The 12,589-nt window shown below is 64.4% G+C and carries 11 protein-coding genes; 7 read left to right on the forward strand and 4 right to left on the reverse strand.

All coding sequences use genetic code 11. From position 1 onward, the window contains the following. The first annotated feature begins 42 nt into the window (after positions 1 to 42). The 5 genes from hutU (at position 43) to hutG (ending at position 5,951) form a co-directional block, all read left to right on the forward strand. Positions 43 to 1,731 carry a urocanate hydratase gene (gene hutU, locus AB6809_RS17555; RefSeq protein WP_006051130.1) on the forward strand — a complete coding sequence of 563 codons (1,689 nt, stop codon included), beginning with the start codon at positions 43 to 45 and terminating at the stop codon, positions 1,729 to 1,731. Between the two features lie 2 nt (positions 1,732 to 1,733). Next, complete coding sequence (locus AB6809_RS17560; protein WP_035570096.1) at positions 1,734 to 2,396, forward strand: HutD family protein; 663 nt, start codon at positions 1,734 to 1,736, stop codon at positions 2,394 to 2,396. After that, the gene (hutI, locus tag AB6809_RS17565) at positions 2,393 to 3,652 is read left to right on the forward strand and encodes an imidazolonepropionase (protein WP_029969127.1); all 1,260 of its coding nucleotides are present in this window, start codon (positions 2,393 to 2,395) and stop codon (positions 3,650 to 3,652) included. The genes AB6809_RS17560 and hutI overlap by 4 nt, the downstream gene beginning before the upstream one ends. Positions 3,653 to 3,667: 15 nt before the next feature. Then, on the forward strand, positions 3,668 to 5,065 hold the full coding sequence (locus tag AB6809_RS17570) for a formimidoylglutamate deiminase (RefSeq protein ID WP_371026896.1): 1,398 nt from the start codon (positions 3,668 to 3,670) through the stop codon (positions 5,063 to 5,065). A 73-nt stretch (positions 5,066 to 5,138) separates the two neighbouring features. After that, positions 5,139 to 5,951, forward strand: a complete 813-nt coding sequence (gene hutG, locus AB6809_RS17575) for an N-formylglutamate deformylase (protein ID WP_029969131.1) — start codon at positions 5,139 to 5,141, stop codon at positions 5,949 to 5,951. Between the two features lie 221 nt (positions 5,952 to 6,172). Here hutG and AB6809_RS17580 read toward each other — a convergent pair whose 3' ends face one another. Beyond that, a complete protein-coding gene (locus tag AB6809_RS17580; protein ID WP_181325336.1) occupies positions 6,173 to 6,310 on the reverse strand; it encodes a hypothetical protein in 138 nt (45 codons plus the stop codon). A 310-nt stretch (positions 6,311 to 6,620) separates the two neighbouring features. Here AB6809_RS17580 and AB6809_RS17585 point away from each other — a divergent pair, with 310 nt between their 5' ends. Further along, positions 6,621 to 7,289, forward strand: coding sequence for a hypothetical protein (locus AB6809_RS17585; protein ID WP_044021704.1), 669 nt, complete (start codon positions 6,621 to 6,623; stop codon positions 7,287 to 7,289). A gap of 82 nt (positions 7,290 to 7,371) precedes the next feature. Continuing rightward, on the forward strand, positions 7,372 to 9,279 hold the full coding sequence (locus AB6809_RS17590; protein WP_371026897.1) for a DUF3857 domain-containing transglutaminase family protein: 1,908 nt from the start codon (positions 7,372 to 7,374) through the stop codon (positions 9,277 to 9,279). A gap of 16 nt (positions 9,280 to 9,295) precedes the next feature. Here the strand turns inward: AB6809_RS17590 and AB6809_RS17595 are convergent, their stop codons facing one another. From AB6809_RS17595 to pdxY, 3 genes are all read right to left on the reverse strand, one after another. Next, entirely contained in the window at positions 9,296 to 10,447 is a 1,152-nt protein-coding gene (locus AB6809_RS17595) for a branched-chain amino acid ABC transporter substrate-binding protein (RefSeq protein WP_006051122.1), read from the reverse strand. A gap of 467 nt (positions 10,448 to 10,914) precedes the next feature. Continuing rightward, entirely contained in the window at positions 10,915 to 11,376 is a 462-nt protein-coding gene (locus AB6809_RS17600; protein ID WP_006051121.1) for a hypothetical protein, read from the reverse strand. Between the two features lie 178 nt (positions 11,377 to 11,554). Further along, a complete protein-coding gene (gene pdxY, locus AB6809_RS17605; RefSeq protein ID WP_006051120.1) occupies positions 11,555 to 12,421 on the reverse strand; it encodes a pyridoxal kinase PdxY in 867 nt (288 codons plus the stop codon). Positions 12,422 to 12,589: the final 168 nt, after the last annotated feature.

The raw sequence follows: 12,589 nt of genomic DNA on the forward strand, positions 1-12,589 counted from the left end.
CCCGACACATTCTGATTATCTTTACGCATTCCGAGGGCCACCATGAACAACCCGAAACACATCGACCCGCGTCTCGATCCCACTCGCACGATCCGCGCGCCGCGCGGCGCCGAAAAGACCTGCAAGACCTGGATCGCGGAAGCCGCGTATCGGATGATCCAGAATAATCTGGACCCCGAAGTAGCCGAGCATCCGCATGCGCTCGTCGTGTATGGCGGCATCGGCCGCGCGGCGCGCAACTGGGATTGCTTCGATCAGATCCTGGCATCGCTGAAGGACCTGAACGAAGACGAGACGCTGCTGATTCAATCGGGCAAGCCGGTCGGCGTGTTCCGCACGCATGCCGACGCGCCGCGCGTGCTGCTCGCGAACTCGAACCTGGTGCCGCATTGGGCGACGTGGGAACATTTCCACGAACTCGACCGCAAGGGCCTGATGATGTACGGGCAGATGACGGCGGGTAGCTGGATCTACATCGGCAGCCAGGGCATCGTGCAGGGCACGTACGAAACGTTCTTCTCGGTGGCGAACCAGCATTTCAACGGCGATCCGAAGGGCCGCTGGATTCTCACCGGCGGTCTCGGCGGCATGGGCGGCGCGCAGCCGCTCGCGGCCACGATGGCCGGCTTCTCGATGATCGCGGTGGAGTGCGACGAGACGCGCATCGACTTCCGCCTGAAGACGCGCTACGTCGACAAAAAAGCGAAGACGCTCGACGAAGCGCTTGCCATGCTCGACGAAGCGAAGCAGGCGGGCAAGCCGGTGTCGATCGGTCTGCTCGGCAATGCTGCCGACGTGTTCGCCGAATGCGTGACGCGCGGCATCACGCCGGACTGCGTGACCGATCAGACGAGCGCGCACGATCCGATTCACGGCTACCTGCCGCAAGGCTGGAGCGTGGAAGACTGGCGCGAGCGCATGAAGACCGCGCCCGATTCGATCGTCGTGCCGGCGAAGCAGTCGATGGCGAAACAGGTGCAGGCGATGTTGACGTTGCAGCAGCGCGGCGCGGCCACGCTCGACTACGGCAACAACATTCGTCAGATGGCGCTGGAAATGGGCGTTGAAAACGCGTTCGATTTTCCGGGCTTCGTGCCGGCGTATATCCGCCCGTTGTTCTGCGAAGGCAAGGGGCCGTTCCGCTGGGTCGCGCTGTCGGGCGATCCCGAGGACATCTACAAGACGGACGCGAAGGTCAAGGAACTGATCCCCGACGATCCGCATCTGCACAACTGGCTCGACATGGCGCGCGAACGCATCGCGTTCCAGGGCTTGCCGGCGCGTATCTGCTGGGTCGGCGTGAAGGATCGCTATCGTCTCGGCCAGGCGTTCAACGAAATGGTGAAGAACGGCGAGCTGAAGGCGCCGATCGTGATCGGCCGCGATCACCTCGATACCGGTTCCGTCGCGAGCCCGAATCGCGAAACCGAATCGATGAAAGACGGCTCGGACGCGGTCAGCGACTGGCCGTTGCTCAACGCTCTGCTGAATACGGCTGGCGGCGCGTCGTGGGTGTCGCTGCATCACGGCGGCGGTGTCGGCATGGGCTTTAGCCAGCACTCGGGCGTCGTGATCGTCGCGGACGGCACGGACGCCGCGAAGGAACGCCTCGGCCGCGTGCTGTTCAACGATCCGGCAACGGGCGTGATGCGTCACGCGGATGCGGGCTATGAACTCGCGCAGCAAACCGCGCGCGAGGCGGGTCTCAATCTGCCGATGCTGGGCCGTTGAGCATGACGCTCGCGGGCAGCATGGCGACGCTCACGTTGATCCGCGGCGCCGAGCTCGTGGCGTCGCCGTGGAAGAACGGCGGCGGCGTGACGCGCGAGGTCGCAGCGTTTCCCGCGGATGCCGGGCTCGACACGTTCGTATGGCGCGTGAGCGTGGCGGACGTTGCGCAAGCCGGGCCGTTTTCGCGCTTCGCCGGAATCGATCGCACGCTGGTGCTGTTGTCCGGCGCGGGCATGCTGCTCGATGAAGCGCAAAGCGGCGAAGCTGTGACCACGCATGCGTTGACGCAACCGTTCGATACCGCGCGCTTTGCCGGCGAGGCGCACATCGACGCACGTCTCGTCGACGGTCCGACGCGCGACTTCAATCTGATGGTGCGCCGTGACCGCGCGCAAGGCGAGCTGGACGTGTGGCACACGACGCAGCAGCAGGCGCAAACCGAACACACGTTATCCGCGGATGTCGCGCTGCTGTACTGCGCGAGCGGCGCCATTGCAGTCGCGTTGGGCGACGCAGAAGCGCAACGGCTCGAACCAGGCGACACCTTGCGCATCGACGCCCCGAACAATCTCTCATGCAGGATAGAAGGCGAAGGCGCGTTGCTGGCAATCCGCATTCGCTACACGCAACCAGCCACGCAACCAGCAGCAGCGAGCATCCGATGAAGCAAACTGTCTGGCATCAACTGAAACTGTGCCCTCAGGGCGACCCCGACCATACGCTGCCCGACGCGGCGATCGCCGTTGAAAACGGCACGATCGCGTGGCTCGGCGCGTCCGCCGATCTGCCTGCGCAATACGCCGCGTGGCCGCGCGAAGAGTTGCACGGCGCGTGGGTGACGCCGGGCCTCGTCGATTGCCATACGCATCTGGTGTACGGCGGGCAGCGCGCCGATGAATTCGCGCAGCGCCTCGCGGGCGTCAGCTATGAAGAGATCGCACGTCAGGGCGGCGGCATCGTTTCGACGGTGCGCGCCACGCGCGATGCGACCGAACAGGCGCTGTTCGACCAGTCGGCCGCGCGGCTCGAGCCCTTGCTTGCCGAAGGCGTCACTGCAATTGAAATCAAATCCGGTTACGGGCTCGACCTCGACAGCGAGCGCAAGATGCTGCGCGTCGCGCGCGAGTTGGGCGAACGCTATCCGGTGAGCGTCTACACGACGTTCCTCGGCGCGCACGCATTGCCGCCCGAATTCGCGGGCCGCGCCGATGCGTATATCGACGAAGTCTGCAACACGATGCTGCCCGCGCTCGCGGACGAAGGTCTCGTCGACGCCGTCGATGTGTTCTGCGAGCGCATCGGCTTTTCGCTCGAACAAAGCGAGCGCGTGTTCAACGCGGCAGCGCGCTACAAGCTGCCCGTAAAAATGCACGCGGAGCAGTTGTCGAATGGCGGCGGCACCGCGCTTGCCGCGCGCCATCGCGCGTTGTCCGCGGATCACCTCGAGTTTCTCGATGAAGCCGGCGTCGCCGCGATGAAAGAGGCCGGCACCGTCGCCGTGTTGCTGCCCGGCGCGTACTACTTCATTCGCGAGACGCAACTGCCGCCGCTCGATCTGCTGCGGCGCTATGAAGTACCGATTGCAATTTCGACCGACAGCAATCCGGGCACGTCACCCGCCACGTCGTTGCTGCTGATGATGAACATGGCGACGACGCTGTTCCGCATGACCGTGCCCGAAGTGCTGAAGGGCGTGACATCGAACGCGGCGCGCGCGCTCGGCAAGGCGGACCGTCATGGTTCGCTCGAAGCAGGGCGCGCTGCCGACTTCGCGGTGTGGTCGGCCGACTCGCTCGCGGAGCTTGCGTACTGGATCGGGCGTCCGCTGTGCTCGCGGGTCGTGCGTGCAGGCGAGACGGTTTATGCCGCGCCTTCGCGTGCTTCTAGTGCTTCGAGTTCTTCTACACGCGACGCGAACTGAGTCAGGACCTGAGAGATGACACCAGAAAAACAGTCGCTATTCGCCGAACACGCGTATCTGCCGGACGGCTGGCGCCGCAACGTGCTGCTCGAATGGGACGCTGACGGCACGTTGACGGCAGTCACGCCGGACACTGCGGAAATTCCCGCAGACGTGCAGAAAGCCGCGGGTCCGATATTACCTGGCATGCCGAACCTTCACTCGCATGCATTTCAGCGCGCGATGGCGGGCCTCACCGAATATCGCGCCGCTTCCGGCAACGGCGCCACCGACAACTTCTGGAGCTGGCGCGATCTGATGTATCGCTTTGCCGCGCGCATCACGCCCGAAGGATTGGCGAGCGTCGCGCAATGGCTCTATATCGAAATGCTGAAGGCGGGCTATACGTCGGTGTGCGAGTTTCATTACGTGCATCACACGCCGGAAGGCAAGCGCTACACGAACCAGGCGGAACTTGCACAACGTGTCGTGGATGCGGCGTCGGCGGCCGGCATCGGCATGACGATGCTGCCGGTGCTCTATCAGTACAGTGGTTTCGGCGCGAGTGCGCCGCGCGACGATCAGCGGCGCTTCATCAACACGCCGGAAAGCCTGCACGAACTGCTCGCCGCGTTGCGCGCCGCTCGCCCTGAAAACGCGGCGTTGCGCTATGGCGTGGCGCCGCATTCGTTGCGCGCGGTGTCGGAGCAATCGCTGCGTGCCTTGCTCGACGGCCTGGACCGCAGCGCGCCGGTTCATATTCATATCGCCGAACAGACCGCCGAAGTCGACGCGTGCATCGAAACGGAAGGCGCGCGTCCGGTGCAGTGGCTGCTGGATCGCTTCGACGTCGACGGAAGATGGTGCCTCGTGCACGCCACGCATGTCGATGCAAAGGAGACGCTCGCGCTCGCGAAGAGCGGTGCCGTTGCGGGCCTGTGTCTGACCACGGAAGCGAATCTCGGCGACGGTATTTTTCCGGCGCACGAGTATCTCGACGCGCAAGGGCGCATCGGCGTCGGCTCGGATAGCCACATCGGCGTCGACTGGCGCGCGGAATTGCGCCTGCTCGAATACGGGCAGCGTCTGACGCGCCGGCAACGCAACGTGCTGGCCTCGGCACACACGCCTTATGTGGCCGATCGTCTGTTCGACGCGGCGCTCGAAGGCGGCGCGCGCGCCACGGGTCGCGCGACGGGCGCATTGCAAGCCGGCCATCGCGCGGATTGGCTCGTGCTGGACCCGGATCACGCGAGCATTGCCGGACACGCGCCGAATAACTGGCTCTCGGGCGTCGTTTTCTGCGAGCATGGCGAGACGCCGATCCGCGACGTGTACGCAGGCGGCGACAAGCTGGTCGAGAATCGCCGGCATCGCGACGAAGAGGGCGCTTACGCGCGCTATCGCATCGCGCTCGCGGAACTGCTCAAATGAGTTGACGCGATGCACGCAACCGCATGCGCGCCGCGCCCGCGTCACCGCAACGTTCTTCCGATTCAGGACTGACATGACTGCTTCGAACACTCCACCGGTTTTCACGCTGCATCGCGGCAACCTGCCGATGCTGATCTCCATCCCGCATCTGGGCACGCAGATCCCCGCGGACATCGCCGCGACGATGGCGCCCACGGCGCTTCGCACCGACGATTGCGACTGGCATCTCGACCGGCTCTACGCGTTTGCGAAGCGCATGGGCGCGTCGATCATCGCGCCGACTTACGCGCGCTACGTGATCGACCTGAACCGTCCGCCCGACGGCGCGAACCTGTATCCGGGGCAGGACACCACGGGGCTTCTGCCCGTCGATACGTTCGACAAGGAGCCGTTGTATCGCGAAGGTCATCTGCCGGACGATACTGAGGTGGCCCGCCGTCGCGACGTTTACTGGATGCCGTATCACAGCGCGCTCGCAGGCGAACTCGCCGCGCTCAAGGCGCAGCACGGCAAAGTGCTGCTATGGGAAGCGCATTCGATCCGCTCGCGCGTCCCGCGTTTCTTCGAAGGGCGCTTGCCGGACTTCAACTTCGGCACGTCGAACGGCGCGAGTGCGATGGCGGGTCTCGCCGAGGAATTGGCTGCGATCGTCGAACGGCATGGCGTTTATTCGGCTGTCGCGAATGGGCGCTTCAAGGGCGGCTACATCACGCGCGAGTATGGTCAGCCTTCGCAAGGCGTGCATGCGGTGCAACTCGAGCTGTCGCAAATCACGTATATGCAGGAACAGTTGCCGTACGCGTACGACGAAACGCTTGCAGCGAAGATCGAGCCTTTGCTCGAGCAACTCGTCGCGACCGCGGTGGGGCGCGTGAAGACGGCGTAATCGCGGGCGCGAACCTCTCGCGCGCGATAGGCAACCAAAAAGCAGGCAACCAAAAAACAGGCAACCAAAAAACAGGCAACCAAAAAACAGGCAACCAAAAAACAGGCAACCAAAAAACAGGCAACCAAAAAGAATGGCCTCGCAAAAAATGCGAGGCCATTTTCATTCGCGCGACGCTTGGCGTGAGCGTCCGCCGCCGTTACCCTCTATGCGAGGCAAGCTTAACGGCAGTGGCGTTCCCAGTGGTGATGCACGCGCACCTTCTTGCAAACTTCGTGATGGTGCCCAGCGGCCTGTGCGGGAGCGATTGCGCTGAAAGCAGCAGCGGCTGCGGCAAGAGCCAGGACGATCTTCTTCATTACAAAACCCTTAATCAGTGTTGTGGAGTTGGCGGTGCAGCAGGACGTATGCCGCACGGCACGCAAGCATGCCACATCGACGGCTGCTGCGGAGGAACGCCGCCGCTCCGTCAGTGTCAATCCTCACGGCGGATGGCGCAAAAGGCCGTCCGCGTTGACGTGGAGCAAGGCGAGCCGGTCTCCGCACAAAGTTCGCGTGATGTGCGGCGTGCCGCTTGCAAGCGAGGCCGGGCAACGGCTACCCTTCCAGAATGATGACGCTCGTCACGGCGTCGTCTTGACATCGGGCAAAAAGATGGAAGACCCCGCAATGGAAGATTCCGACGAATTGCTGCTTCCCGTCTGGCGCGCGAATCTCGTGCTGCTCACGCGCGAGGTCGGCGCGGCGAGTCGCCTCGCGCGCATGATGACGTTTTCCGCGAGCTATCTGAAGTTGATGTTGTCGGGCCAGCGCGAATTCAGCGAGGAGTTCGTGCGCGGCATCGAAGCGGTGACCGGCTTGCCGAATGGCTGGATGAACGCGCCGCATACCGAGGAAGAGATTCCGCCCAACGCGCGCGCCGCGATCGACAACGAAGAGCCGCAGGCGCGCTTTCGCGGCACCGCGCATCCCGCGCGAAAAAAGACCGTGCTGCGGCCACCCGAGCCGATTTTTGGCCAGAGCGCGCCTGCCAAACGTATCGAGGACGAAGCGCTGGACGCGGAAGCGCATCGGCGTCAGGCGTACTTTCGCAAGGTCCGCGAGCTTGCGCTTCAGGAGGTCCGGCGTTTCGAGCGGCATCTCGCGCATGCGCCTGTCGAACTGCCGTCGTTGCGCGCCAAGGTCGAAGAGGTGATTGCCGCCGCCGATCCCGACGGTCCGATACAGGCCGATCTTGCCGGGCGGCTCGAACAGATCGAGAAGCATCGGCATTTGCTGTTGCGGCATGTGGAGAGCCTCCAGGCCTTGCTCACGCAACTCGGCGAGGGCGACGGATGAGCGGCGCGGCCGGTGGCCTGCTCAAGGGGGCATTACGCGGGAAAGAGCGGTCATGACGCGGTGCGTGAGCGTCCTGAGTTGCATGAAGCTGCTGCGCTGCCTGAGGATCGCCACCGCGCTCGCACTAGGCGCGGCAGCGTCCGCCGCTTTCGCCGACGGCGCAACCCCCGATCCCCTCAGCGACGACCGCGCGCCCTACACAACAGAGCGCGACGTTCATCTCTTCGTGATCCAGAAAGACGGTTCCATCGAGGAACACGACGACAGCGTGTTGCGCGCGAACACGGCGAGCGGCGTCGACGACATCGCGCAACGCTACGTCTGGTTCAACAAGGACATCGAACAGGTGCAGTTGCTCGCCGCCGAAACGATCGACCCGGACGGCGCGACGCACACGGTCGGTCCCGAAGCGATCCGCGACATTCAGGAGCCGCGCTCGGCGGGCGCGCCGAGCTTCCAGGACGGTGTGTTGCGCACGGTGATTTTTCCGGGCGTCGAGCCCGGCTCGCGCGTCCATCTGGCGTTTCGCAAGACGCGCGCGAAGCCGTTGCAGGCGGGCACGTTCGCGTATCTCGTGGAGCCGACGCGCGAACCGGTCGAGGATCAACGCCTGATCTTCGATCTTCCCGCCGATGTGCCGCTGTATGCCGACGCGCGCGGCTACACGGCATTGCCGCCCGTCAGTGCGAATGGCCGCACGCGTTACGAATTTCGCTACCAGCATGGACCGTATGCGCGGCTCGAAGCGGGCGCGGTCGGCTATGCGAATTGGGGCGATCGTCTGATGGTGTCGACCGTGCCGGACTTCGCGAGCTTCGCCGCGCGTTATCGCGGTCCCGCGACCGACGCCACCTTCGACGATCCCGCCATCGTGCGGCTTGCGCAGTCGCTCACCGCGCGCGCCGCGGACCCGCGCGAGAAGGCGCGGATACTCTACGACTGGGTGCGCATGAATATCCGCTACGTCGCGCTCTTTCTCGGCGAGACAGCGGCGATTCCGCACAAGGCGGCCGACATCCTGCGCAATCGCTATGGCGACTGCAAGGACCACGTCGCGCTGTATAGTGCGCTGCTGGCCGCGGTCGGCATTCGCAGCGAGGCGGTGCTGCTCAATCTCGGGCCGTACTATAGTCTGCCGGACGTGCCCGGTTATGGCGCGAGCGCGATCAATCACGCGATTATCTGGATTCCTGAACTATCGCTGTACGCGGACACGACCGCGGGCGGCGTGGGCTTCGGTTATCTGCCCGCCGCCGTGATGGACCGGCCCGTGTTGCTGGTCGGCGAGGGCACGCTGTCGCGCACGCCCGCCACTCAAACGCGCGAGCGCACGGCGCGCGTGCAGATCGACGTCGATGAAAACGGCACCGCGAATTACGCCTATCGCGTGGAAGATGCGGGCTTCACCGCTGAGATCGAGCGCAATATCTTTCGACGCGCGTCGCGGCAGCGCACGCAGCAGATCGCCGGCAATCGTCTGTTGCAAACCGGCCTGCATGGCAGCGCGCAATTGCGCACGGGCGACGTGGCCGCGACCGACGGGCCGTTCGCGACGTCGATAGAGGGCAAGCTCGAGCACTTCATCTGGAGCGACGGCACGACCGCTGTGCCGTCGCTGACGAGCTTCTCCGGCGGCATGGGTTCGCAGGTGCAGGCATGGCTCGCGGAGCCGGCTCGCACGCAGCCGTGGACCTGCATCGGCGGCGCGTTCGACGAGACGCTCGAAATCACGCTGCCGCGCTTCGCGAAGATAACCGACATGCCCGTCGATACCGATGTCCACGACAAGTTCGTCGCGTTTTCGTCGCGCTATGTATTCGACCCGGCGGCGCGCGTGTTGCAGATCAGGCGGCAGCTTCGCGCCGCCTTCGGACACCAGATGTGTTCGGCAGAAGAGTTTGCCGCGATGAAGGACGACCTCGTGCGGATCGAGCGCGACCTCGACGCACAGATCGTCGTCAAGGCCGCGCGGCCTGAGTTGAACCGCTAAGGGAAACGAAAGACGCTCAGCTACCGCTCTTCGTCACGACCGGAACCCACGCGCCGTTCTTCACCTGATACAACGTCGACGCGCCGCTTTTCAGCGCGCCGGTGTTGTCGAACGAAATCTTGCCGGTCACGCCTTCGAAGTCGATCGTCTTGAGCATCGGACGGTAGTCGTTGGGCGACGTCGATTTGGCCTGCTGCATCGCCTTGATCGCGGCCCACGCGCCGTCGTAACCGAACGGCGCATACGACAGAATCTCGCCGCCGAAGCGCTTCTTGAACTTCGCGGAGAAGTCCTTGCCGCCGGGCAGTTGCGCGAGCGGGCGGCCGTATTCCCAGGCCATCACGCCTTCGGCCGCATCGCCGGCGAGCTTGATGAACTCGGGGTCTTCCACGCCGCCGCCGCCCACCAGTTGCGCCGTCACGCCGAGCTGCTTCATGCGCCGCGCGAAACCGGCGGCCTGCGTATCGAGCCCGCCGAAGAAGACCAGGTCCGCGTTCGCCGCCTTGATCTTGGTGATCTGCGTGCTGAAGTCGACCGCGTGATTATCGGTGTACTCGCGCGCGACGATCGTGCCGCCGTGCGCCTTCACCGCCTTCTCGAACTCGTCGGCTTCGCCCTGACCAAAAGCGGTGCGGTCGTCGATGATCGCGATGCGCTTCGCCTTGCTCACTTCGACCGCATAGACGCCTGCGTTGCCGGCGTTTTGCGCGTCTGTCGAAATCACCATGAACGTGTTCGCGAAGCCGCGTCCGGTGATGATCGGGTTGGTCGCAGCCGGATCGATCACGGGAATGCCGGCCTGCTCGTAGATCTGCGAGGCGGGAATCGTCGTGCCCGAATTGAAGTGGCCGACCACCACCGAGACGCCCGAGTCCACCAGTTTCTGCGCGACCTGCACGCCGATGCGCGGGTCCGCCTGGTCGTCCTGCGAGACGATCTGGAACTGCGCGACCTTGTCGCCGATCCTGATCTTCTGCGCGTTGGCTTCCTCGATGGCGAGCCGCACGCCGTTTTCGAGGTCCTTGCCGTAGCCTGCGTTCGCGCCCGTCATCGGCGCGGCGAAGCCGATTTTCACGGGCATGTCGTCGGCGAAACTGGCGAGCGGCGCGACCGCAAAGAGGGCGCCGACGAACAGGGCAAGCGGTTTGAGCGTGGTGTGGTGACTCATGGTCTCTCCTTACTTCGACAGTTCGAGTGATGAAAGCGGCAAAGCGATGACGCGGCTCGGCGCTGACAAAGCGAGCGGGTTCCCGCGGGCACGAAGGCTCGCGATACACCGTGCGGAGTACGTGTGGTTGTATTCGCACGCCGGTCATGTGGCGCGAATATAGGAAGCCAATATGCGGCCGTCTTGGCAGTTCGCGGCGCTTTGAATGAGGATTTCGGCATAAGCTCGCGAGGGGGGCCGCGAGCGTTGATGGGTGCCGAAGCGGGAGTGCGGATTGGCGCACACATGCATGGAGACATGTGGCGAAGTGGTGGGCTTAACTGGTTGTAGGTGTCGAAGCTATGTGTTCAACACACGGCACGAAGATGCGCGCGAACACGATGGCCGCGGGGTGCAAGAGGAATGCGAGAGAAGCGAGCAACAGGACGCGCGAGCCCATGCCCGCGCGCTCGCCTAAGTCACCAGCGTTACCGCTCGCCTTGCTGACGCAGCACTTCTTCACGCAGACGCAGCAGCGGCGCTTTGGTTTCGTCGTCGGCCCAGGTGTCGAGATCGTCGATCGCGCGCTGGCAGCCGTCGAGCACGAGGTCGAGGTCCACCGGCACGCCGTTGTTCAGCGCGAATTCGATCGTCTCGGCGAACTGCTGGCAGTCGTCTTCGCCGTACGAAATGTCGAGGTTGTCCGCGATCACTTCGGCGATGTTGCTGCGCGCCTTGTCGTCGGGCGTCACCATGTCGATGATGCCGCGCGCGACGGCCGGCGAGTAGTAAAGCGCGATGTCGAGCCACTGCGCGGGGTCGAAGTCGGGCTGATCGAACTGGTTCTCGAAGAACTCGATGGCTTCCTGTTCATGCACCTCGTCGGCGTCGACGCTGATGCACAACTGCTCAAAATACTCTTCCCGCTCGCTGCGGATATAACCGTCCATCGATGCCTCGTCTGCTGAATGCCGGATGCCTGAGAAAGTCGCCGCGCGAAGCCGCAAAGCCGCAAAGCCATTATCGGCTCGCGCGTGCGGCACGCATTATAGGACGACCGGCCGGCTGACAAGGTTCCTGGCGGCGCAACGCCGGCAACGCTGCGGCCCGCACCGCACGATGCGCAAGCTACGCCGTCTCGGCCACCCACGCGTCGAACCATTCGCGCGGCTGCGCGATTTCGTTTTGCGCGGGCACCAGTTCCAGTTCGTAGCGCCCGGCTTGCCACGTCGCCTTGACGACCGCGTTGACCGCGGCGAGCGTGTGCTCAAACGCGCCGCGGATCGTATCGCCGAGCAGCGTGCGCGCGACGAACACCGCGCTCGTCAGATCGCCGACGCCGACCGGCTGCCGCGCGAACGGATACAGCGGGCGCTGGCCCATCCACGCCTCGCGTTCGGTGACGACGAGCATGTTGAAACGATCCGCGGGACTGTTGCGATCGAGCAGGTGTTTGACCAGCACGAGCTTCGGTCCGCGCGCGATGATCTCGCGGCACGCGGCGACGGCTTCCTCGAGCGTCTCGATCTCGCGGCCGACGAGCCGCTGCAATTCCGTGTGATTCGGCGCCATCGCGTCGGCCACTTCCGGCATGGTGTCGACGAGAAACTGCTGGATGCCGGGCTCGACTTTGCAGCCGCTCGCTGCGCCCATCACCGGATCGCAGAAGTACCAGGCGCGCGGATTGGCGGCCTTCACGGCCTTGACGATTTCCAGCACCGACTGCGCCTGCTCCGGCGTGCCGAGATAGCCCGACAGCACCGCGTCGCAGCGCGGCAGCATGCCGATTGCGCCGATGCCTTCGGCGAGTTCTTCCATCTGCGCGGCGTTGATGGCGGTGCCGGTCCAGTGGCCGTATTGCGTGTGATTCGAGAACTGTACGGTGTTCAGCGGCCACACGTTCACGCCAAGCCGACGCATCGGAAACACCGCCGCGCTATTGCCCGCGTGCCCGAAAACGACATGTGACTGAATGCTCAGAACGTTCTTCGTCATGGTATGGCTCGCGCAGGCGGACGTGCGCGATCGGTGAAAACGGGAGGGATGCGCGGCGGCGATGCTCGGGTATGAACCCGCTACGCCGCGCGCAGGACTGCTTCATGTATTGCAAGAACAATGCACGGTCTGCATCGTAGGGAAACAATACAGGAGTTTGCCGCAAGC

This window comes from Paraburkholderia sp. RCC_158, from assembly GCF_041355255.1.
Taxonomy (GTDB): Bacteria; Pseudomonadota; Gammaproteobacteria; order Burkholderiales; family Burkholderiaceae; genus Paraburkholderia; species Paraburkholderia graminis.